Source organism: Paenibacillus sp. P36, from assembly GCF_045866505.1.
Taxonomy (GTDB): domain Bacteria; phylum Bacillota; class Bacilli; order Paenibacillales; family NBRC-103111; genus Paenibacillus_E; species Paenibacillus_E chondroitinus.
This window is the reverse complement of sequence record NZ_AP038372.1, coordinates 1169463-1192620: the sequence shown is the minus strand read 5'-3', so window position 1 is coordinate 1192620 and position 23158 is coordinate 1169463. Positions and strand designations below refer to the sequence as shown.

The window sequence follows — 23158 nt, the reverse complement described above, 5'->3', positions numbered from 1 at the left end:
GCTTATTTACTTCGCCTTGTTTTCTGATAACTTTAATTAAACAAAGGAGGACTGCTAGATGAATGTTGAATATGCTGGACAAAAGCAAGCGCTACCAAAACAGGCTCTCTCCGCTCGTCCTGGCAAGTGGAGAACATTTTATTTAAAGCTTCGGAAAAATAAGTTAGCGATGTTGGGTGGGTACGTAATTCTTTTTTACTTCCTTGTCGCAATCTTCGCTCCGCTGCTAGCACCATACGATCCCTATCATATTGATTTAGTGAACAAACTAAAACCTCCCTCAGTCGAACATTGGATGGGGACGGACGATAAGGGTCGCGACGTGCTTAGCCGGTTGATTGTCGGGACACGCCTCTCACTATCTGTAGGGTTCGTAGCCGTATTTATCGGAGCCTTCTTCGGAATCGTTCTCGGGTTATTTGCCGGCTATTACGGAAAATGGGTGGATACGATCATCATGCGTGTGATTGACGTTTTGCTTGCTTTCCCGGGCATTTTGCTCGCCCTCGCTATCGTAAGCGCCTTAGGCCCAAGTCTAATCAATGTCATGATCGCCATTGGCGTATTTTCCATTCCGATGTTCGCCCGGATCGTTCGTGGTTCGACCTTGTCGGTTAAAAAATTGGAATACATCGACGCCATTCGCTCATTAGGGGCCAGCGATATGCGAATCATCTTCGTGCACATTTTCCCCAACATCCTGTCACCGATTATCGTTCAAGCGACTCTAAGGCTCGCAACGGCTATCCTCTCTGCCGCAGGCTTGTCTTTCTTGGGACTAGGCGCTCAACCGCCTCTGCCTGAGTGGGGTGCCATGCTGAGCAATGGCCGCGACTTTTTATTCACAGTCCCTTATTTGGCTTTATTTCCGGGACTAGCTATCTCTACATTAGTTATTGGTTTTAACGTATTTGGAGACGGGCTCAGAGATGCTTTGGATCCAAGAATGAAACAGTAAGCTCGTTTTCCTAAAGGAAAACTCTAAGCGTATGCTTTCGAAGATAGTCTTCCTAAAGGAAGACTTTAAGGGGGATATCCATGTTCGTATACATCATTCGCCGGCTGCTCCAGATGATCCCGGTACTGCTCGGCGTCATTCTAGTCGTGTTCCTGATTATGCAGCTCGTACCGGGCGATCCGGCCGTTCTGCTTGCAGGAGAAGGGGCTTCCGCTGAGACCGTAGAACGCATTCGGCATCAATTGGGGCTGGATCAGCCATTATTTATTCAATATGTCCAGTACGTCTTTGACGTGGTTCAAGGAGATTTCGGGACCTCTCTGCGTTCCAATCTGCCTGTTTTTAAAGAAATCATGATTCGTTTGCCTATCACTATTGAACTTGCTGTGGCCAGTATTTTCATCACTATTGTTTTGGGGATGCTTGCCGGCATCGTATCCGCAACGAAGCAATACACGGTATCTGATATTACGATCATGATCATCGCTTTGCTCGGTGTATCTTTGCCCAGCTTCTGTCTCGGGCTCTCGCTGATTTACTTTTTCTCCGTGAAAATGCACATTTTTCCTGTCGCAGGCTGGGGAACTTGGAAACATGTTGTGCTCCCGGCGATCACGCTTGGTGCTTCAGGTGCCGCTATTGTCGCCCGGATGACGCGTTCGACCATGCTGGATGTCATTCGCCAGGATTATATTCGAACAGCCAAAGCAAAAGGTTTGAAATTACGCATTATTATTTATAAGCACGCCCTGAAGAACGCGCTAATCCCTGTCATTACCGTGGTTGGTCTACAATTCGGCGTACTGCTCGGCGGTACGGTATTGGTAGAGTCTGTCTTTGCTATCAACGGACTTGGACGGCTGATTGTAGATGCCATCCGCATGCGTGACTTGCCTGTGGTTCAAGGCGGCGTATTGGTCGCGTCCATGATTTTCGTCTTGGTTAACCTTGCAGTCGACGTACTGTATCGCAACTTCAACAAACGTATCGAGCTGGATTAAAAGGAGGGAATGAGATGCTTAAACAACAAGAAAAGGCTCTGGAAGTAAGCAATCTTCAGACACACTTCTTTACCAATGAAGGCGTAAGCCGAGCTGTTGACGGGATTGACTTTACGCTCCATAAAGGGGAAACACTCGGACTTGTAGGCGAATCGGGCTGCGGTAAAAGTATCACATCGCTTTCCATCCTTAGACTGATCGCAAGTCCTCCCGGACGCATCCTTAACGGGGAAATCCTGTTTAAAGGGCAAGATTTATTGAAGAAAACGGATAAAGAGATGGGTGCCATCCGAGGCAACGAAATTTCGATGATTTTCCAAGAGCCTATGACTTCCTTAAATCCCGTGTACACAGTTGGAGAACAAATAGCGGAAGTGTTTCGCCATCACCAGAAGATGAGCCGAAAGGAAGCTTGGGAGAAAGCCGTCGACATGCTGCGTCTTGTCGGCATTCCGTCCCCGGAGAAACGCGCCAAACAAGAGCCTTATGAACTTAGCGGAGGCATGCGGCAGCGCGTGATGATCGCGATGGCGATGGCCTGCAACCCGGAAATACTGATTGCGGATGAGCCGACAACGGCTCTTGATGTCACGATTCAAGCACAAATTCTCGATTTAATGAAGCTGCTGCAAAAGCAACTGGGCATGAGTATCATCATGATCACGCATGATCTAGGCGTCGTTTCGGAAACATGTGACCGCGTCGCTGTCATGTATGCCGGCAAAATCGTCGAATATACCGATGCCAGCGAATTGTTTGCCAATCCGAAACATCCTTACACCATCGGATTACTTAACTCTCTGCCTCGCGCGGACCAAGACCAAGAAGAGCTGCAAGCAATCAAAGGAAGTGTCCCAAGTCCGTACAACATGCCGGAGGGATGCCGTTTTGCTCCTCGTTGTCCTCACGCCAGAGAGTTATGTCAGGCATCGATGCCGGAGCTAACCGATGTCGGCAACGACAGTCAGGTTCGCTGCTGGATGTATACACCAGAATGGGACGCACAGCCTGATGCGCATAGGAAAGCGGGGGATTCCATCCAATGACCATACCTGTGGAACGTAACGTGGAGAAAAACGTTTTAGTTGAAATCGACCATTTGAAACAATACTTTCCGATCAAAGGCGGCATCTTGGGACGAACCGTCAACCATGTAAAAGCTGTGGACGACATCAGCTTTAGCATCTATGAAGGTGAAACGCTTAGTATTGTAGGTGAATCAGGCTGTGGCAAATCAACCACAGGACGAGCCTTGCTGCGCCTGGATGAACCGACCGGAGGAGATATTCGTTTTCAGGATAAAGATGTCCTGGGCCTGAATAAAAGCGAGCTCAGAAAGCTGCGCAAAGACATGCAAGTCATTTTCCAAGATCCTTTCGCATCGCTGAATCCAAGGCAAACCGTCCGCCAAATTCTCGGCGAAGCACTGGCCATACAAGCTGTCATTCCGAAGGAAAAGCGGACAGAACGTATTAAGGAATTGCTCGACAACGTCGGGTTACGGCCGGACCATATCGATCGGTACCCGCATGAATTCAGCGGTGGCCAACGCCAACGTATCGGCATCGCACGCGCACTCGCTGTGGAGCCGAAGCTGATCATCTGCGATGAAGCCGTATCCGCCCTGGATGTGTCGATTCAGGCACAAGTGCTGAACCTCTTGAAGAAGCTGCAGAAACAGTATAAACTGACTTATCTGTTTATCTCTCATGATCTAGGCGTAGTACGCCACATCTCCGACAGAGTGATGGTCATGTATCTGGGAAAAATCGTAGAAATCGCTGATAAAAGATCGCTTTTCGATAACCCGCAGCATCCTTATACCAAAGCACTCCTTTCCGCTATTCCTGTACCCAATCAGAAGGAAAAGAAGGAGCGCATCCTGTTGACCGGTGATGTTCCCTCTCCCATCAATCCGCCGCAAGGATGCCGCTTTCATACACGCTGCCCGTTCGCCGTCGAAGCGTGCAAATCGCAAGAGCCAGAGCTGCGCTACACCAGTGAAGGACATCAAGTCGCTTGCCACTTGATTGCTTCAGGTAATTATTGACTTCATTCGCTTTATCATGACGAATAATTTAAACTGGTAGAGAAACCATATATTAAAACGTATGCAGAAGGGATCTCATGCTTAGCTTTGAGGGTTTTACCTTACTCATTTTATTGTTCATTCTAGCTCCAATTATTGGAGCTATTACTTTATTATTTTTGTTCGTTTTCGAGAAGCGCATCGATCTCTTGGAAAACAAAACAAAAAAGATCGAGCTGGAAAAAGAGCTTCAGCAATCGCTTTACAACCAATTGAATCAGCAAATTCAGCCCCATTTTTTATTCAATTCGTTGAATGTGATTCTAACCCTGGCGCGATTGGAACGGACGGAAGAGTTGGTCAGAGCCCTTGAGGTTTTCTCCCAATTCCTTAAGTTTAAATATAAAACCACGGAACCCGTCATCCCTCTTCGGGAGGAGATTCGTTACACAGAGTACTACATCGAGATTCAAAAGCTGCGTTTCGGCGCTCGCCTTACGGTCACGCTAACGTGTGAGGATGACATTCAGGATGCCTATATCCCGCCTTTTGTTTTGCAAACCATCGTTGAGAATGCGTTTAAGCACGGGCTGGAGAGGAAAATTGGCGCCGTGAACCTGGATATCCATTTTTTCCTTGAGCAAGAAATGGCTAACCTTACGGTCTTCGATAATGGCACGATGGAGCAAGTGGAAGCAGCCATCGAAGAGAAAAGCGGGCATGGCTTGGACAACATCCGACGCCGTCTGCATCTCTACTTCAGCGATCACGCCAGCTTGCAGATTCAATCGATCCCGGAGACAGGCACGAAAGTGCAAGTCAAATGGCCTTTCATCCTAGAACCTAACTTAAAAGAGGTGACTTAATGAACGTATTACTCGTGGATGACGAGCCCCTTGAGCTGGAGCAGCTTGAGTATCTGATTCACCCGCTTTTTCCTTATTGGAATTTGTACAAAGCATCCGATAGCAGCCAGGCTGCCGCCGTTAGCCAAAAGGTGAAAATTCATCTGGCCTTTCTGGATATCAATTTACCAGGCAAATCAGGGCTGGAGCTTGGCGAAGAGCTGCGTCAGCATAATCAGGATATGGAATTCATTATCGTCACCGCTTACCAAAACTTCCACTATGCCAAACAATCCATCCGACTAGGCGTAGTGGATTACATGACAAAGCCGGTCATTCAAAGCGAATTAGTGGATATTCTAAGCAAATACCGCAACAAAATGCCGCAATCCAAGTACTCCCATGTCATTCATGACGCGCTTACTATCATCCATGAAAAATATGCGGAGAAGCTCGCGCTTGCCGACCTTGCTGCCGAGGTTCATATTAACCCAACCTATTTAAGTCGGCGTTTCCATGACGAGGTTGGTGTGTCGTTCTCTGAATACTTAATGCAGTACCGCATCCAGATTTCTAAAAAGTATCTCATCGCCCATCCCGAATGGAGTATTTCTACCGTATCAGAGAAAAGCGGCTTTAACAGCCAGCATTACTTCTGCACCATTTTCCGCAAAAGCACCAACCAAACACCGAAAGAATTTCGCGAGAAGGAGAAATAATCTTGCAGTACCAATCATTTCGTGAATATGCGCAGGGAGCAGCCAAGATTGGCATTGGCCTCGGGGTCATCGCGATCTTAGCCAGATGGGTAACCGGAATTACCATCTTCGCTTCTCCCGAAGCACTCGTCAAATACGGCATCTTTGGTGGAATTGGCTATGCGTTAATGGGAGCTATCGCGCTAATGGCTTTCGGATGGCTTGGAAAAAAGGTGCGTAGAGAGTACGGCGATGGCTTAACTATTGGGGATTTTTTTCAAAATAAACTGCACGGTGTCGGCTATTGGATGATGATTGTGATTCTGCTTATCACCAGCATTGAGGGCTTGTTTACCCAAGGAATGGCTGCCGGCGTGCTTGTTAACATTCTGCTGGGCGTTCCGATTTCGATCGGCATGCTTTGTTTTTTCCTGCTTTGCGTGATCTATGTAGGCTTTGGCGGCATGGCGCTTATCCAGCGCTTGGCGTTCGTTCAAGTCATCCTGATGTTTGCCGCAGCGATCTTGATCCCGCTTTATTTCTTCATTGCCAAAGGGGTTGAAAACGTCTATCAAGGCATTCGCCTCTACCATCCTTATTTGCTTGTGCTGAACAATCATGAAGGCTTATTTTTTATGTGCACAGGCCTATTAATCGGCTTCGGGCAAATTTTCGTCGACCAAGCAACGTGGCAGCGTCTGTACATGATCGAAGGCAAAAAAATCGTGCCTACCTTCCTGCTCTCCGGCCTCATCTGGGCAACCGTTCCGCTGGCTTTTTCTTCGTTAATCATGGTTGTCATCTTTACAGGCAGTTTTAATAACATTTATTCGCTCCTGTTTGATCTTATCCGTAAGATTGATACCATCTTCCTGTTGGTTTTGTTCGTTCTCTGTTCATTCGGCGCTGTGACCTCCGCTTTCGGGGCAGGTCTGCATTCCATGATCAGTCTCATTGCGGGCAACGTGTATCCACTCCTGAAGCCTGACGCCAATGAGAAACAGAAGATGCGCATGGGATATATGCTGGCGATAGCGATCGGCGTTCTGTCGTTTGCGCTTACTTATTTTTATACCCCTACACTTCTGGATCTGCTCTTTTTCTTTGGCATCATCTACGCGGCACTCATCGTCCCTCTTCTGTTCATCGTTTTCAGCAAAGGCAAAGTGGACAATTTCATCCCGCTCTGCGCATTGATCGGACTGGTTGCAGGCTATTCAAGCCGTTACACATTAGGCAATCTAGATGCCGTCTGGGTGAGTATGATGGTGTCGAGCCTGCTCGTGATTGTGTATTGGTGCGGGAAGTTGATGAAGAAACACCTGGGAAATCATTGAGAGGAATTCACTTACATGCTTCGTTCCTACTTGTTGTTAATCTTTTGCGTGACCGTTTGGGGGAGCAACTTTGTTTTTGGCAACATCCTTGTCCAACAATTCTCCCCCTTATTTATTGCCATGGCTCGCTTGCTCTTCATATCCTTGTTTCTAATCGTCTATACATGGATCTGGCACCGCTTCCTCCCCATTAGCAAACAAGAGTGGAAGCTTCTTATTCTGCTAGGCATCATCGGTGTGTTTATTAACCAGTGGTCATTTTATCAAGGATTAGAAACAGCCGACCCGACCACCTCGGCGCTTATTCTCGCGTTAACCCCCATTACGACAGCCCTTTTGGCAGCCCTATTTTTAAAAGAAACTTTATCGATAAGCATGCTGGTCGGCTCGTTAATGGCCATCTTGGGTATATTTCTCGTTGTTTTCAACGGCTCCCGATTGGTCTTTCATATCGGTCACCTATGGATTTTTATTACGATGATTACGTTTGCCATCTCCATTGTCTTAGTACGTCTGTTGGCTCGCAGGCTGCCGCCTATCATCATCACCGTGTATTCGACCCTGGTCGGATTCGGCACGATGGTACCGATTGTGCTCGCGGGCGGGACTGGCTGGAACATCAGCCATGAAGCATGGGCATGGATCTTGCTCATTGTCACGGCTATCCTGATGCACGGCATCGTCACCCTCGTTTGGAACAGCCAGCTGCAAAAGGTTGGCGCAGCGAAGGCGGCCATGTTCTCGAACCTGGAACCGTTTGTTGCGATGATTGTTGGCTATCTTGTTCTCGGCCAGCTCGTTACTTCACAGCAAATGTTTGGTTCCGTGTTCATCGTGGGTGGCGTTACGTTGGCATCTTTGACTTTTTCTAAAAGGAAGTCTCAGAGGGTGCTTTCGCAGTGAGCGGATGCATGGACAAACAAATTTTTCAGGACAACTGCAACCTTTTCGAACCGACTTCCGTTTGATGAATTGTCGACATAAATAAACCTACATTTCAAAAACCGGAAGGAGCTTTATCATATGAAAAAGAAACTAACTGTAATTTTAACTTTGGCTGGGATCCTAGGTACAACGGCGGCAGTCGGGGCTGAAGGAATCGTGGAGAAAGTAACAGGTTACCTGCAAAAGGATGTAAAAATTGTTGTTAATGGACAAGACAGCGCACTTACACCTGTTTACATTGATGGAAAAGCCTATCTCCCAGTACGCGATGCTGCAACTCAGCTTGGATATACTGTAAAATATGACGAAGCTAACAAAGAAATCGAGTTGGACGAAGCGGCTGACTTGATGCGTGCAACCGGTGTCGTTGTAAGCGTGCAAGCGAAAGAAGACGGCAGCGCCCGCATCGAGCTGCTTGGCAGCACTTGGGTCATTTTAAACGTAGATTCATCCACTGTTATTAAAGGCTTAGACGGTAAAACGTTAACTGCAGCCGATCTGAAAGTCGGAACTCAAATTGATGCCGGATTCGGACCAGCGATGGCAATGAGCTACCCAGGTCAAGCACAAGCTGTAAACATTAACGTTTATGCAGACCGTCTGGTCAAAGAAGATGCCATTAAAGAAGTTAAACATACAGATGACGGCTGGCAAGTTCAATTAGATGGCTTAGTACTGAATGCAGGTAAAGAAACTCGCGTTATGACGTCCCAAGGCGAATCCGTGAATTGGGAAGATTTGAAAGCCGGCACGAAAGTTAAAGCTTACTACGGTCCGATGGAGACTAAGAGCCTTCCTCCTCAAAGCCCAGTTTACTTGCTCGTTGTTCAAGCTCAATCCCCTGTAATCGGCACTCCGAAAATGTCGCCAGAGGCAGCTCAAGAGTACCGCAACTTGGCGTGGGCGCAAGTGAAAGAGCAAGCGTCTCATATTACAACGAAACAAGACGAAGCTGCTGTTCAAATCGTTTCTGCTAAAGAAGCAGGCGTATTGGCTTCCACCGATGAGCAAAAGAAATTGCTCGCTGAAGTTCAAGCTGCTAACGGCAATTTCGTGACGGTTACTTACAACACAGATCAAGACGAGCTTCTTGGACCGTTGACAGCTGTGTTCGATTTCAACACAAAGGCTTTTGTTGGTTTCAACGCTAGAAGATAATCATTTTGATAAAAAAGAGGCTGCCCCAAGTCATATAAATGACGAGGGGTGAGCCTCTTTTTCCATCCTACTTGAACTCCGCCGGATGCCGCCGCTTAAGTTCAGGAATCGCATACGCTCTCCCCGTCTGTTCCAACCAGCTGATGTAACCTTGCAGATGACCCTTTGCGTGGTAAGGCCCACCTTCCTTCATAACCGTCCATAGCGGATCGTTATCGAACTCCATCGAGTCCATCATCTCGTCATGCCATTCATTCAGGTAGTACACCGCATCTTTGCATAGATTCCTCTCGGCTTGTGCAAGATTATGCTGTTCATGCGGATCTTCCTTCAGATTAAAGAGCATTTCCTTATCAAACAAATGATAGCCGTCATGATAGGTACGCACGTACAAATAATCGCCGAAGCGGACACTTCGCTGGCAGACATGTGCGCATTGCGACACCACCAAATAGTCCCGACCGCAGGCTTCACCTGTTTGCAGTGCCGCCGCATAACTGGTGCCATCCCAAGACGGAGCCGGTGACTTGCCCAGCAGCTCGGCTATCGTCGGCAAAATATCCAGATGATAATGCAAGCCCTCATCCAAATGGTTCTTCATCATGCCCGGCCAACGGATAATCATCGGAATTCGGCAGGTGCCTTGATCGGCGGTTCCGTGTTCTCCGTAGATCCCGAGTTCCCCAATGTTCTCACCATGGTCCGCAGTAATGATTACAACGAGGTCTTCCATCACATCTTGACGCTCCAGCTCACGAAATAACATGCCGATGTGATCGTCCATATGGCGGATACCGCAGTCATAACCGTCGATGACACGGCGCAATCCCTCACGGTCCGTGAAATCCCCCGGGTGGCGTGGAAATTTCGGATTCGTTTTATTATCAAACATGCTGATCTCACGGGCGCTATGCGGGCCAACCTTACGTGTCGTATGTTCCTTCAGTACCTCATCCGTAATCCACTCGGGCAGAGGGTCGTTGGCAAACGGATTACCGAATTCCTCCGGAGCGCGGTACGGGGTATGTGGATCCCAATAGTTGACATACAGGAACCAATCGTCTTGCTTCGCATTTTGCTGAATCCAATTCAAAACGAGCGGAGTGACCTCCTCGGCGGATTCCATGCCGCCTTTTCCTGTATTATGAATTTCGTTAAAACCGGCATAAAATGTCCAAGCGGAATGTCTTTCGCCGAAAGGGCTGATGAGAGCCGTTTTCATACCGGCGGAGCGAAATAAGGCAGGGAAACATTCGCTCGTTAAGCGGCTGCGGAACTGACGGTCCTCTCCTTCATGCCGAACGTCAGCAGCTGTACCGCCATGTCCAACAACTCCGTTATGAATGCCAAATCGTCCGGTCATGAGCGCTGTCCGTGAAGGAAAGCAGGGTGCGTCCGACGTATAGTAATTCGAAAATCTGACGCCTTCCTCAGCGATTTTATCAATATTTGGTGACGTATTTCGTTCGTAACCGTAGCACCCTAAATGATCGGGTCTGGTAGAGTCCAAATCAAGCAGCAAGATTCTCATCTTTTAAAATCTCCTTCTCGTATGATTTAAGATGTCACTTTGAAAACGCTCTCCTTATTGTGAATAGTACTAAACACACTGGCGGATCGTCCATGCATATTATATGGATCATGTGTACAATTCTCTTCTAACTTTTTAGTCAAAAAGCTCATTTATAAAAGGATTATTGAATATATTCATGTATACTGCTAATGTCTAGTTATACTGCTTGAAAGGAACTTTCCTATGCTGTCCCTTCGTACCGTACATTTTGATAATCGCATTCCGAACTGGCGTACTAACTTAATGTTGTTAAACCATAATGTGCTGGTGCTTATGATTGAGGGTAAAATCAAATACACGATCAACGACCGTACGGTGATTGGGGAAAAAGGAGAATTGCTGTTCCTACCGATTAACACCTTGCGTGCAGGTGAGAACCATGAAGGTGAGCATCAGAAATTCACCGTCTTGTTTAATCACGGCGAAGAGGATTCAGAGGAGCTTCCCATTTTCAGAAAAGGACAATTTATCAAATGTAAAATACGTAACTTCGAGTATGTCAAGCACCGATTCGAAAAGCTATATCTCGAAGTCGTCGGAGACGGCAAATTCAATCGCTATTTGGTCAGCGGGATTTTACAGGAAGTAGTCGGAATGGCCGCACGTGAATTCGAACTTGTAGAAGCAGCTCCGATCAAGCTGAAACTCGCGAACGAATTGCAGAAATACATGGTCGCTCACTACAGGCAACCCATTCAAATCGATGAACTTGCCTCCCTCATACACCGCTCATCCAACTATACCATCTCCATGTTTCGCGAAGTTATGGGCGTCTCCCCCATTCAGTACATTCACTTATTGCGCATGAAAGAGGCTTGCAATCTGTTGACGAACTCCGACCTTTCGGTAACCGAGATCTCCGATTATTTGGGTTATTACGATCATTCGTATTTCTTCCGCATTTTCAAAAAGTACACGTCTATGTCTCCGACAGCCTATAAGCATTCGGGATTGGACCTGACAGGAGCTGACATCACGCTATGATTGTGGAAAATCACCTTCTACTTTGGAACCAAGCATCGCTGAAAATAACGGATGTGCAGCGGACTGAGCTGCCTATCGGCGAGCCTTCGCACGCATTCCAGCTTATGTCGAGTACTCTAATATACACGGTAAAAGGTCGTGCTCGGATGCTGCTAGACGAGGATGAGCACCCTCTGGAGAATGGATATGTTTGTCACGCAAGCAAGGGTGCTACGCTTACGGTTAAGGACGTCACCGATCCTTTAGAATATTACATCATTTCGTATAAAGCTTCTCTTCCGATGCCGTGCAGCCAAGACTTGCTTGAATTGCTGGATCGTACGGAACCATTTGATATCCACTATGGTTTCGTGGCCAGTCACACGGCTCCGCTTCTCATTTCCTTGTCACGTATGGAGCAGGAATGGGAACAGACGGAAGCGTTGGCGAAGCTGCAGGTGAAATCGTTATTTTACCAATTCATCTGTGAATTAATGGGACAACTGCAGCAGCAACAATTAGAAGAAACTTCACCGGACATCGTGCTGCAAGCTGTCAGATATATGGATGAACATTATTTCGAACCGATCACAGCAGTCACATTGGCAGCACGATTCAACAGCAGCTCTCGAACTATGCAGCGGATGTTCAACAAGCGTTTGGGTCTGGGGCCGATCGACTACCTGATGCAAATCCGAATAGACAAGGCCAAGGCGTTGCTTTGTAGTACAAAAGATGGGCTCAAGGATATTGCCGAAGCCGTCGGTTATGTGGATAATTACTATTTCAGCCGATTATTTAAGCGCTACACAGGCGTTTCTCCGAGCATGTATCGGGAATCGATGCAGCAAGTTAGCAGCGAAAAGGAATCAGCGTCAGATTCGCTTGATGTTCCTATTCGTCGCTTACAGCGGACGATTATTCATCTTAAAGGCGAGCTGCTGCTCCAGGGGCAGCCTGAGAGAATTGCTGTGCTGGATCCCCAATTTATGGACCATATGCTGGCTCTCGGTGAACAACCGGCTGGCAGCGTCATGGAACCCGGTGATCTGAGCAGCTTTCCTGAGTATTTATTCGGGAAGCTTCGGCCGATCAAACCCTTGGGAACGATGCAACAGCCCGATCTGGAAGCTTTGCATGCTTTGGCACCCGATATGATCATTTGCACTGAAGTTCACAAAAACTTGTATGCAAGCCTCACGCTAATAGCGCCGACTATCATGCTCGAGCGAAATCGCGACTGGAGAGAAACTTTGCGAACCATCGGTCGGATCATGGACAAGAAACCGGAGGCTGAACAGGTTTTGCAGCAGTATAAAAGCAAAATTAATGCGTTGAAATCATTGCTTGCGGCCAAGCTGCATGGGCAATCGGTAACGATGATCAGGCCGCTTGACAGTTCGATTCGGCTGCATACCTGTGCTCATCGTACGGCAGCTATTCTCTATACCGATCTGGGGCTGCATCCGCCGAAGCTAGCGGTTGACCGCAAACGGACCAGTTCCCTCCTCTCTTTGGAGGGGTTGCCGGAGGTGGATGCGGATCATTATTTCGTATTGACCGACAACCAATTTAAGGCTTGGACAGACGAGATCCAGGCCACGACGACATGGAAAAGTCTACCCGCCGTGCAGCAGCAACATGTTTATCACGCCAAATCGAGTATTTGGATTGCTTATTATGGCCCTATCGCGATGAATCAGGTGGTCGATCAAGTGGCAAGCGTCCTTTTGGATGCAAAATAATTCCTTTCCTATATCAACACTGTTGTTACGGATTTGCTGATCCGGGCGACAGTGTTTTTCGTGTCGCCACAATCCATGGGGAATTGGCGCAAATATCCATGGCAGATAGCCGAACGAATCGTTATAGTATTCTAAGTGAAGATGAGTCTCATTCTCAATAAAAAGTGGAGGAATTATATCATATGCATCCAAAAATCAAGTTTATATGGACTTTTAGCCTGTTAGTAAGTCTGGTCATCTTTCTGGCTGCCTGCTCCAACAATTCCAATCAAGGCAGTACTAACGCTGGCGGAGAACCGACGAATCAAGCTCAAGCTAAGAATAGTGAGCCCGTAAGCACGAGCCCCGCGGTAAAGTCAGAGCTGCCAGCACCGGTTACAATCAAACATTTGAAGGGTGAAATGACACTCAAAGAGGTACCCAAGAAAATTGTCGTGTTAGACGTCCAGTTCGCCGATCAAATGCTAGCGCTAGGTGTTAAGCCGGCGGGCAGTGTAATAGCCGAAACGGATAACGGACTCCCTCCCTATCTGGGTGATAAGATGAGCAATATCCCGTTACTTGGTACTTATTTGGAACCAAATATGGAAGGAATTATTGCCATAGAACCGGATCTTATCATCGCTACGGATGCCCATAACAAAATTTACGACAATTTAGTCAAAATCGCACCAACGATTGTCCTGCAGCGCACGGAAGATTGGCAGACCGTCCTGTTGAAGTTCGGGCAAATCTTGAATAAGCCGCAAGAGGCGCAGGCCCTGGTTACAGGTTACAAGCAAAAAATAAGCGACCTAAAAACGGTATTAGCCAACAAAATGAAAGGCCAAACCGTTGCTTTAATCCGGCCTAGAGATAAAATGATTCGTCTTCAAACGACAGCACATCGAACTTCACAAATCCTGTACAATGATCTGGGTCTGACTCCGCCTCAAATGGCCAACAACGCCAAGGATACAAGTGTCATGATATCAATTGAATCTCTCCCGGAAATGGGCGCCGATCATATGTTTCTGCTTCAAGACGAGACGAATCTGGAGCTAACGACTACCTTTCAGGAAACTTCCATCTGGAAAAATCTGAAATCGGTTAAGGATAACCACGTTTATGCAGAAAACACAGCGCAGTGGATCGGTTATTATGGACCCATTGCGATCAATTTAATTGTCGATCAGATTGCTGCTGCTCTCAAATAAATCCTTGTATGAAAAAGCGCCTCCCGTCCTGGGTGGCGCTTTTTACGATTCGATTTTATGCCGATACCGCTCGAATCAATGATTGATGGTGGCTTTCCTGCCCCCAGTCAAAGTTTTGAACCAGAAATACATACCCATACCGAACAAAGTCAGCATACCGCCTAAAAACTGAAATAAGGTAATGGCCTCCCCTAATAATAAATAAGCGAGAATAATAGCAAGAACGGGTTCACCGATAATGCCTACTGATACCGTTGTTGCCCCCACTGACTTCAACAATAGATTAAAAATATATTGCCCGAATAAGGTCGGGATGATGGCAAGCAACAAGAAGTACGTCCATTCGGAAGAGTCATACCCCGTAAGCGGGATGTTATTCATTACATTGTAGAGAAGCAAGACGGTACCGCCAATGAAAAAGACGATAATGCTGTATACATTCGCATCTATTTTATGGCTTATTTTCTGCCCCGCCAATAAATAAACGGAAACAAATAGCGTCCCTGCTAACGATAAGCCGTCTCCAATCAGTGCTGCTTTCGAAATCCCTATATCTCCCCAAGCAATAAGAATTGAACCCAGAAGCGCAACGATTAAGCAACCGGCCATTAGCCGATTCACTTGTTCTTTGAATAATAAATAAGAACCGATCATGACAAACAGTGGCTGCAGCGACAAGATGACCATGGAGCTTGCTACTGAAGTATAAACCAGAGATTCCATCCAGAAGAGAAAATGCAGCCCCAGAAAAAGGCCGGCCAAAAGCACGATCCCCCAGTCTTTTCTATCCATCCGTAAGGAGCGAATCCTTCTCCAGGGGACAAAAGCAAACATCAGAATGACAGAAATAAACAATCTGTACATCCCGGCAACGGACGTGGGCGAATCCAAAAATTTGATCATGATGGATGAGATCGAGACGGATAAAATGCTGATGGCTAGTAAAATAAACGGATGTGATTGCAAGGCAGATTTGATTAATCTATCCATAATTCCTCCAAGCTGTTCAACAACTCCTGTGCACAGAATTGTAAAGGTTAGCCGAAGCTGGATATAATAATAACATCGTCCCTGTATATTTTGTGCAATTATATCCCTTATTTATATGGATATATCGTCAAAAAGGAGTTTCCCTTTGAATAAACAATTATATGAAGCCATTCAATTTCCTGACGAGGCCTTCCCCTATATCATGTATACCCATACGAATCATGGATCTGTCCCTCTAGGCCGAGGAGTTAACGACTTGCACTGGCACGAAGAATTACAAATGACTTTGGTGACCAAAGGAAAGCTGACAATTCAAATTAATGGCATTGATTATGAGTTAAGAGCGGGGCAGGCTATTTTTATCAACAAAAGTGTTCTGCACATTGTGACTCGCCTTTCGCATGACGGGGAATATGTGAGCTTTAATTTTCCGGAGAAGCTGCTCGCCTTTTATTCAGATAGTGCCATGGAGAGAAATTATGTACTTCCTTATACCAACTCCTACCTATTGTCGCTAGAAATTAAAGGAGACGCGGCTTGGGAAAATGAAATCCTTCAAATCCTTAACGATATGAAAAAGGAGTTTGAATGGAAAAAGAACTGGGGATGGCAGTATGAGATTTCGATCAAAACGGTCAAGTTATGGTTAATCCTCATCTCGAACATCTCGTTACCTTCAGAGGAAACCTCAAAGCATAACAGACTGCAACAAGAAAGATTGCAATTGATGCTTAGCTTTATTCACCAGAACTATACAAATACTTTAACGTTAAAGGAAATTGCTGATGCGGCTCATTTGAGTGTATCCGAGTGCACCCGCGGCTTTAAAAAGAGCATCCATATTACCCCTTACGACTATTTGATCAAGTACCGGATTAAAAAAAGCTGTGAGCTATTAGCATCAACGGAATATGCGATAACCGAAATTGCCAGAAGAGTTGGTTTCAATCACGTCAATCATTTTATCCAATCATTTAAAAAACATCGCGGCCTTACGCCCAAGGAATTCCGCTCTTCTTCCTCCTCTATTTTCTGAAACATATGTAAAAAGCTGTTCCGAGTCGCCTACTAAGACGAATCCGGGACAGCTTAAGCTTTAGGCCAGCTTACGTCTTTTCTTTACAGGGCGACGTAACGTATCCTTCTTCATAAATCTCATTTTTGCAATGATTCTGGCGTTTAGTTTTTTCATCGACGTCAGATTGTTTTTAATAATTCTGCCTCGGCTGTTCGAAGCGTTCTGCAGCACAATTTTACTTTGTCTGGCGGTGCTGCACTGTGACGATACAATCTGCGGATTCTCGTTCGGAATCGTTGGAAACATGAGATTTTGCGGATTGTTGCTGTGATCGCTGCCAGGATTGGACGGATCGTTAATCGTAAAGCTATTCTGGTTGCTGTTCAAAAACCGGCCGAATAAACAGTGCCCGGCTTCATGTGCAAGCCCATACGAATTTAGCGCTCCGTCGCTCATGACGATATGACCATACAGACCATAATCGGTAGTGCTGTTAAAAAATTTGAATCGCGGTCCACCCATGCCAATGACGTTGCCGGAACTGGTGAGGAATTCCCCGCTCACATAGATGACATAAAGTGCAGTGGCATTGTTCGTTTGTCTTTTGGCCATATCGAATAAAGCGACGAGTCTTGGATCATCTAAACTAGTAACGGATCTGCTATTAATTGTAGTAGGTGTGTTAAAGCGGCCTGCTGCAGTAAATGTCATACCACATCTTACTCCAGGGGAGAAGCCGCTTCCCCATGCCAGGTTCGAGCTCGAAATGTCATTTCCTTGCCGGGCTTGGCGCTCTTGGGAAGTACCTCCAGAAGCTGAACCCGCTGTGAAGATTGAAACCACAGGAACCGTAAAGGCCATCTCTACCACCACTCTCAAAAGAATTAAGAATTCCTATATATGAAATGAGAAATAGAGTGATTTGGTATGGACGGATGCAGCAGGACAAGATCATCAATTTATATAGAGGCGACTGCAAGATTGAAGAGGATGATAGAGGCATTATTAAAATATACTGCTCGGTTAATTTTTTTTACCGAAAAAAAGCAAACCAGAACCCTTAAATTTCTCCATTGTTTTGACGTCTCCAAACAGGTAGGCTATCAGAATGCAAGTCATTTTCAACTTTAATAAAAGATGTTTCGAGGTGATCCTATGTACTATTGCATTCGGTGTAAAGAACTCCACCTGCGTTCTAAATCGCAACAAATACTCATTTTTAGTTCAGGGTTCTATTATAATAATTCAACTCTTTATCATGCAGGAGTTTGCCGCATTGAAAAAAAGTGATCTCGTAGTGCTTTTTAAGAAGTGTGCCTAAAAATCTTTAACTCTTTTTGAGCTGAGTAACAATTAGTTTTTCTACAAGATGAAATAGTATTCCAGAGATTATTCCTACTACCAGTCCTGTAAAAATGTACGTTCCTAAAAACTGTTGACTTGACCCTGGCACTCCTCCGATTAAAAGTCCGAAAAAGAAACCAGTAAGTTTATATTCACTTGAACGACCTTTGCGCACTATAACATCGTAATTATAGGCATGCCAGATAGCAAAGCTATATACGGCTGGGAAAAATATGGAAGGGCTTTCTGCAAAAATCGAATTTGCCTTTTGAAAATCTCCTGCAAAAGCATAAAAAATAGCGTTATTCAGCTCTGAGAAAATCATGAATATCCCCGTATAGGCTATAAATAATATTCCTATAATTTTATTGCCTAAATAAAGATGACCTAAGCCTGGCATAGCAATAGACCAAATCAATGCAAAAATATCACTTTTATGTGCAGCCTGTTCATTGGGTTCATTGATCATTTGAGATCCCTCAATCTTTCTTTTTAAGTATTTTAGCTATCCCTACATCAGTTATTCCTATACTTACATCGATCTCCCCTAAAGACTCAGGCTTTAAAGGCAAAGACCCATTTTTAACAAGTCGGTGCCATTCCTTCGAATTGGATCGGTAGAGTGAATCAGAAAGACCTAGAAGGTCTGCATCTGATTTAAGGCCGACCAAAAAGGTTTTTTGAATCTGCTTCCTTATTTCCTTTTCAGCCAGTTCTTTCAGATCACTCTCCTTTGCAGGCTTTTCTTGCTCCGTTACTGATCCTTCCATTTTGACTTTAATGTGAAAGGTTAATTTGCCGTTCGATAGCTTAGGTTCGATGGAGGGTTTAATCTTTTTAACAATCATCATGGCAATGGGTTTATTGTCAATCTGAAGCATCAAAGGGGTGCGCACCGTTTCTTTCTCCATCCATCGTAAACCCATAATTTCGTCAATCTTAAAGCACCCCAGCAATTGTTTATTTTGAATAGCACATACCCCATCTTGTTGAAGCTGTGGTGACGGCTTCTTGTTCTCTACCCAGCTAGTTTCATTGACGCTTAATTCAGGAAGCAACAGGATTTGGCTATTTTCATCCCATTTCCAAATAAATTTGTACAAATATAATGGAGCCACAAGCGAACTTTGGGAATAACGGTCACGCGGGTTATTTAATTGTGAGTATAGCGTCGACATGTTTTGGGTTGGGCTTGTGTTAAATATATCCAAGATTGAGCCCTGAGTTGCCATCGTCCAAATGGTATACCGGAACTCGTAATACCTGTCCATTTGGTCCAAAACGCCATGAATAACATCCTCCCGCAGCGCCGATTCCGTAAATGCTAATGTTTTCACATGGCTCCAGGACAATCTTTGCTGTGACGTTTTGTAAAGATCAAAGATCGCTTCATCCACGGTTCTACCTTCACCTTTGCCAATTGAAACCACTTCCTTGCTCATCCCGGCTCCTGCTTCTTTCTTGGCAATATTATTAAAACTGATCATCTGGGTATAGAACACCACTTTGCCTTTTACATAATCAATACCAATCGAATTGACATAGGCTAGATGCTCAATCTCCCTTAGTCCCCAGCAACCGGTTAGCAGTAGAGGGAGAATTCCAATCACCAATAAAAGTGGTATTAACTTCACGTTTGATCATCTCCGGATTTTCGTATGAAGCCAGGTACACCTTCCTTCTTCCCCCAAGGCATACGGAAAAAAATTTTCAATAGATCGCGGAAATTAATAGGTGCCACCGGACTTAGATATTTGATTCCAAACGATTGCAGATTAACCATATAGATAGCAATAGCTAACATACAAATCAATAATCCAAACAAACCAAGTACACCGCTAACAATCAGTATGATTAATCTTATCAGACTCACGAAGCCAACCATATTTTGATTCACCATGGTAAAAGAAGCTAATACGGAGATGGCTACGATAACCAGAATCCCCGGTGCCGTCATGCCTGCGCTGATGGCCGCCTGTCCGACAATTAATCCGCCAACAACAGAGATGGTCTGTCCGAATGAAGATGGCAAGCGCATGCCCGCTTCCCGAAATAATTCAAATAGAAGAATCATCACAACGGCTTCGAGAGGAGCCGGCAGCGGAACACCTTGTCTGGAAATGAGCAGAGTACCCAGCAAAGTAAACGGGAGCTGATCCTGATGATAAGTAAGCAATGCGATCCAAAATCCAGGAAGAAACACGGAAAAAAATATTCCACACAACCTTAACAATCGGGTAAACATGACAAACCAATTAAGGGTATAAGCATCCTCCGAAGTATTGAGCAAAAAGGTAAAGTTAACAGGCCCAATGATCGCTGTTGGGGAACCATCGACCACAATGACAAACCTGCCGTGCATGAGGGAGTTCACCGCAAAATCCGGCCTCCCAGTATAGACAAACTTCGAAAAATACTTATTACTTTCTAGTCCCTCCTCCAGTTGAGAACTGCTGATCATCCCTTTGAGTTTCAAGCTGGCCAATCGGGATGTGACCTCCTCAACAATGGTTGGATTAATCGCATCTTTCAGATAAAGAAGCAACGTCTTGGTTTGCGTCTGCGTTCCGAGCGTATATTCTTCTACGGCTAGAGCATTTGTTTTTAATCTTTTTCTTATTAACGCGACATTGACCCTCGCATCTTCAATAAAGCCGTCACGAGGTCCTCTTACCGAAATCTCGGCACTCGATTCCTCCGTTTTTCTCTGCGGGGCATTGGCTATATCCCATGTGTACATGGTGGCAGTTTCATGGAAATATGCCAGCAGCTCCCCATTAAAAATCTTATTTATGATGTATTCGTCATCCCAATCTTGCGGAACCGGGTTCAGCTGAAAGGGTAGGTGCCGCTGTAGTTCGCTGTCGTTCGATATGGCATGTTCTTTAAACATTTCAATCAGATGAGGAATAAAAAATTGATGAATTCGGTGTGTATCGCACAGCCCATCACAATAAACAAAAAGCAACAAAAATGAGGATCCATCTTTTTGAGTGAGATTCAGTTTGTTAATATGCACATCGCTGCAGTCTTTGAACAACCGCTGAAATGAACCATATGGCTCTTCCTCCGCTGATCCCAACGATTCCAACCTATTTCTCATGATTTCACTCTTCTCCATCTGTTTCCGAAATGAATTAAACCAATAATAATTAGGAAATAACCCGACATTCCCCAAAATATAGCTGGTAACAGAACATCTGTAATCAGGTTAATAAAATTAGGATCGCTAATTGGCAAGCATATCGCTATGATTTGAATAGAACATATAAGGAAGAGGGATAATGTCTTTCCCCTTTTTTTCTCAATACCCAGAATATCGTTGATCAAAAAAAGAGTCAGTGAAATTCTCAGAAAAGCCCCGCTGAACCACTGATATATACTTAAAAAATCCATGTGCTCAATAAAGTGGCCTATTGTCACTAACCTCCACTCTTCATAAGCAGGGAACCTTAAATGGGAGGCTTGCTTGGGACCGAACTCGATAATTGCGCCGACTAAAGGACCAAATGTTAGTAAGATCAAAATCAAGGTCAGTGCCACAAGGGACATGAACGAAATACGAGAACGGATATGATGCTTTATAAATAACAGCAGCGATAATTCGAGTAGTCCTGCCTCGACATAGATGACCCCATGCCAGACAGGCTTCATGCCAAATTCCAGAAAAGGCTTTAACAAGGAGTATTCCTTATTCGGATAATTGGCTGTCATCACATAAAAACCTAATATGACAACAAACGGTAAAAAGATAGCCGCTGTATTGGCTATCGATTCGATACCTTTATAAGCATTAATAGAACAAACAATCAGCAAGGCAGAGGCTAAAACAATGATGGGAGTATTCGTTGAGAAGGCAAGATGAATCCATGTAACGGTATCTTTTAAAGTAATCGTTGATAAGGTGAATATGTAGATGCACGCTAAACCTGCCAGCAAGTAGGATACCATTGCGCCGTATTTAAGCTTAAGCCATTGGAATAGAGGCATATCCCGATTTTTACCAATAACCGAATAAAGCAAAACAACCCAAATCATAAAAAACGAGCCCGCAAGCAGAACGGAGATCCAGCTGTCGCGGTGTGCTTTTTGTAACAACATCGGAATGATAATGACATGGTTTAACAACCCAATAGAAAGCATTAACATCATGCTTGTTTGCAAAAAGGTGATTGAGCCGTTTTTCATCAGCATCCTCCGATTCTCAATTTAGTAAATTGTTCCTGTAGTATGCTGCATTTTCATGAATTTATACGATATAGGTTAAATCGAAGAGGCTGACTAGTTGCGTTGAAAACCGCATAAATAACAAAAGAGCACCTATATTAGGCGCCTTTTACATTAGTGATAAAGGAGTCAATGATACAATGTGTTGAATCTACAGTGGAACTTAATTGGGGAACAAATAAAGTACCAATAAAGAATTTATGATCAGGTATTTCTATAATTCTTGGATTACCTACAGGATCTGTTCCTACAATTTTTAACCCGCTATCATGAATTTGTTTTTCATACTCGGAACTTAGTCCATAACTACACCTAAACTGTTCGTTTATAGTTTCGGTCTTATAAATATTAAAGGTTTTCGAAGGTTTCCTGATGATAACTTCACCTTTCTGACCAACTAAGGAGCAGGCCAGTTTACTAATTATTAATTGTGAAGCATGGGGGTCGCGCTCTGCGTGGGCTGCATGTTCCAACATCAATTTATGTTTGGCATATTCCATAATAATGTATTGAAATCCGCCGCATGTCCCCAGCAAAGGTATATCGTTTTCACGTGCGAATTGAATAAGGCTAAGTACCCCATCGATTGAATTTGGATAACCTGGGCCTATCCAAAAACCATTGTAAGTACGCTTGATGGCCTCCAGTTGTTTACATATTGTTGTTGTTGCAATCCACTCAAACTCAATAGAAATTCCTAATTTAGCTAAAGTGTGTCTAAGCGCATTATTAGTAGCGATCTGCGATGGGTATTTTGGGCTAAAATCACCTACAATGCCAATTTTCATATTGTTTGTACGCCTCGCTTTGGGATTTTTAGTCGTATAGATAGTCTAGTATTTTAAGTTCACTTGGATTTTTTATGTTTTCTATACTGGTAAATAGCAAGTGGCAAATGAATGACGCCAGCAGCTAGTGTGCAAATTTGAGGAAGTATTTGTATTAAGGTCAGTTTCTGTTCGCCATCCCCAACTGGACCTATCTTGGGTTGAGAAATGTCCCAATAAGCATAAATTAGGAATGCCAAGGAAAGCACGATACATACTGCAGAACAGAACAAGTAAAAACCATATCTATTCACAGCTAGTCACCCCTTTGGACCAGGTCTTTTCTTGATAGTATTATGTAATT

General features: G+C 44.9%; 22 protein-coding genes. 14 read left to right on the top strand and 8 right to left on the bottom strand.

Annotated elements, in window-relative coordinates:
- Positions 1-58: 58 nt before the first annotated feature.
- The 9 genes from nikC (at position 59) to ACKTT9_RS05405 (ending at position 8971) form a co-directional block, all read left to right on the top strand.
- Positions 59-958 carry a nickel transporter permease gene (gene nikC, locus ACKTT9_RS05445; protein ID WP_127457364.1) on the top strand — a complete coding sequence of 300 codons (900 nt, stop codon included), beginning with the start codon at positions 59-61 and terminating at the stop codon, positions 956-958.
- 80 nt (positions 959-1038) lie between these two features.
- Complete coding sequence (locus tag ACKTT9_RS05440; RefSeq protein ID WP_407870805.1) at positions 1039-1959, top strand: ABC transporter permease; 921 nt, start codon at positions 1039-1041, stop codon at positions 1957-1959.
- A gap of 14 nt (positions 1960-1973) precedes the next feature.
- Positions 1974-3005, top strand: a complete 1032-nt coding sequence (locus tag ACKTT9_RS05435) for an ABC transporter ATP-binding protein (protein ID WP_407870804.1) — start codon at positions 1974-1976, stop codon at positions 3003-3005.
- The gene (locus tag ACKTT9_RS05430) at positions 3002-4009 is read left to right on the top strand and encodes an ABC transporter ATP-binding protein (protein ID WP_407870803.1); all 1008 of its coding nucleotides are present in this window, start codon (positions 3002-3004) and stop codon (positions 4007-4009) included. The genes ACKTT9_RS05435 and ACKTT9_RS05430 overlap by 4 nt, the downstream gene beginning before the upstream one ends.
- A gap of 77 nt (positions 4010-4086) precedes the next feature.
- On the top strand, positions 4087-4854 hold the full coding sequence (locus ACKTT9_RS05425) for a sensor histidine kinase (RefSeq protein WP_407870802.1): 768 nt from the start codon (positions 4087-4089) through the stop codon (positions 4852-4854).
- Positions 4854-5552: an AraC family transcriptional regulator gene (locus ACKTT9_RS05420; RefSeq protein ID WP_315955869.1), complete on the top strand. Its 699-nt coding sequence runs from the start codon at positions 4854-4856 to the stop codon at positions 5550-5552. The genes ACKTT9_RS05425 and ACKTT9_RS05420 overlap by 1 nt, the downstream gene beginning before the upstream one ends.
- Before the next feature lie 2 nt (positions 5553-5554).
- A complete protein-coding gene (locus ACKTT9_RS05415; protein ID WP_407870801.1) occupies positions 5555-6868 on the top strand; it encodes a sodium:solute symporter family transporter in 1314 nt (437 codons plus the stop codon).
- A 15-nt stretch (positions 6869-6883) separates the two neighbouring features.
- Complete coding sequence (locus ACKTT9_RS05410; RefSeq protein WP_407870800.1) at positions 6884-7771, top strand: DMT family transporter; 888 nt, start codon at positions 6884-6886, stop codon at positions 7769-7771.
- A 120-nt stretch (positions 7772-7891) separates the two neighbouring features.
- Entirely contained in the window at positions 7892-8971 is a 1080-nt protein-coding gene (locus tag ACKTT9_RS05405) for a stalk domain-containing protein (RefSeq protein WP_407870799.1), read from the top strand.
- A gap of 67 nt (positions 8972-9038) precedes the next feature.
- Here ACKTT9_RS05405 and ACKTT9_RS05400 read toward each other — a convergent pair whose 3' ends face one another.
- Positions 9039-10502, bottom strand: a complete 1464-nt coding sequence (locus ACKTT9_RS05400; RefSeq protein WP_407870798.1) for a sulfatase — start codon at positions 10500-10502, stop codon at positions 9039-9041.
- Positions 10503-10727: 225 nt separating this feature from the next.
- On the opposite strand from ACKTT9_RS05400, the gene ACKTT9_RS05395 reads away from it, so the two are divergent.
- From ACKTT9_RS05395 to ACKTT9_RS05385, 3 genes are all read left to right on the top strand, one after another.
- Positions 10728-11528, top strand: a complete 801-nt coding sequence (locus ACKTT9_RS05395) for an AraC family transcriptional regulator (protein WP_407870797.1) — start codon at positions 10728-10730, stop codon at positions 11526-11528.
- On the top strand, positions 11525-13252 hold the full coding sequence (locus tag ACKTT9_RS05390; protein WP_407870796.1) for a helix-turn-helix domain-containing protein: 1728 nt from the start codon (positions 11525-11527) through the stop codon (positions 13250-13252). Before ACKTT9_RS05395 ends, ACKTT9_RS05390 begins: the two co-directional genes overlap by 4 nt.
- 182 nt (positions 13253-13434) lie before the next feature.
- Positions 13435-14448 carry an ABC transporter substrate-binding protein gene (locus ACKTT9_RS05385; RefSeq protein ID WP_407870795.1) on the top strand — a complete coding sequence of 338 codons (1014 nt, stop codon included), beginning with the start codon at positions 13435-13437 and terminating at the stop codon, positions 14446-14448.
- Between the two features lie 75 nt (positions 14449-14523).
- Here the strand turns inward: ACKTT9_RS05385 and ACKTT9_RS05380 are convergent, their stop codons facing one another.
- Positions 14524-15438: a DMT family transporter gene (locus ACKTT9_RS05380; protein ID WP_407870794.1), complete on the bottom strand. Its 915-nt coding sequence runs from the start codon at positions 15436-15438 to the stop codon at positions 14524-14526.
- Between the two features lie 145 nt (positions 15439-15583).
- Here ACKTT9_RS05380 and ACKTT9_RS05375 point away from each other — a divergent pair, with 145 nt between their 5' ends.
- Positions 15584-16474, top strand: a complete 891-nt coding sequence (locus tag ACKTT9_RS05375; protein ID WP_407870793.1) for a helix-turn-helix domain-containing protein — start codon at positions 15584-15586, stop codon at positions 16472-16474.
- Between the two features lie 60 nt (positions 16475-16534).
- Here ACKTT9_RS05375 and ACKTT9_RS05370 read toward each other — a convergent pair whose 3' ends face one another.
- Positions 16535-17335, bottom strand: coding sequence for a hypothetical protein (locus ACKTT9_RS05370; protein ID WP_127457377.1), 801 nt, complete (start codon positions 17333-17335; stop codon positions 16535-16537).
- 258 nt (positions 17336-17593) lie between these two features.
- Here ACKTT9_RS05370 and ACKTT9_RS05365 point away from each other — a divergent pair, with 258 nt between their 5' ends.
- A complete protein-coding gene (locus tag ACKTT9_RS05365) occupies positions 17594-17746 on the top strand; it encodes a DUF3973 domain-containing protein (RefSeq protein WP_407870792.1) in 153 nt (50 codons plus the stop codon).
- 37 nt (positions 17747-17783) lie between these two features.
- On the opposite strand, the gene ACKTT9_RS05360 is transcribed toward ACKTT9_RS05365, so the two are convergent.
- The 5 genes from ACKTT9_RS05360 to ACKTT9_RS05340 form a co-directional block, all read right to left on the bottom strand.
- A complete protein-coding gene (locus ACKTT9_RS05360; RefSeq protein WP_407870791.1) occupies positions 17784-18269 on the bottom strand; it encodes a hypothetical protein in 486 nt (161 codons plus the stop codon).
- Positions 18270-18279: 10 nt separating this feature from the next.
- Entirely contained in the window at positions 18280-19434 is a 1155-nt protein-coding gene (locus ACKTT9_RS05355) for a Ger(x)C family spore germination protein (protein WP_407870790.1), read from the bottom strand.
- A complete protein-coding gene (locus tag ACKTT9_RS05350; protein ID WP_407870789.1) occupies positions 19431-20903 on the bottom strand; it encodes a spore germination protein in 1473 nt (490 codons plus the stop codon). The genes ACKTT9_RS05355 and ACKTT9_RS05350 overlap by 4 nt, the downstream gene beginning before the upstream one ends.
- Positions 20900-21988, bottom strand: coding sequence for an endospore germination permease (locus ACKTT9_RS05345; protein WP_407870788.1), 1089 nt, complete (start codon positions 21986-21988; stop codon positions 20900-20902). Before ACKTT9_RS05345 ends, ACKTT9_RS05350 begins: the two co-directional genes overlap by 4 nt.
- A gap of 137 nt (positions 21989-22125) precedes the next feature.
- Positions 22126-22815, bottom strand: coding sequence for a glutamine amidotransferase-related protein (locus ACKTT9_RS05340; protein ID WP_407870787.1), 690 nt, complete (start codon positions 22813-22815; stop codon positions 22126-22128).
- Positions 22816-23158: the final 343 nt, after the last annotated feature.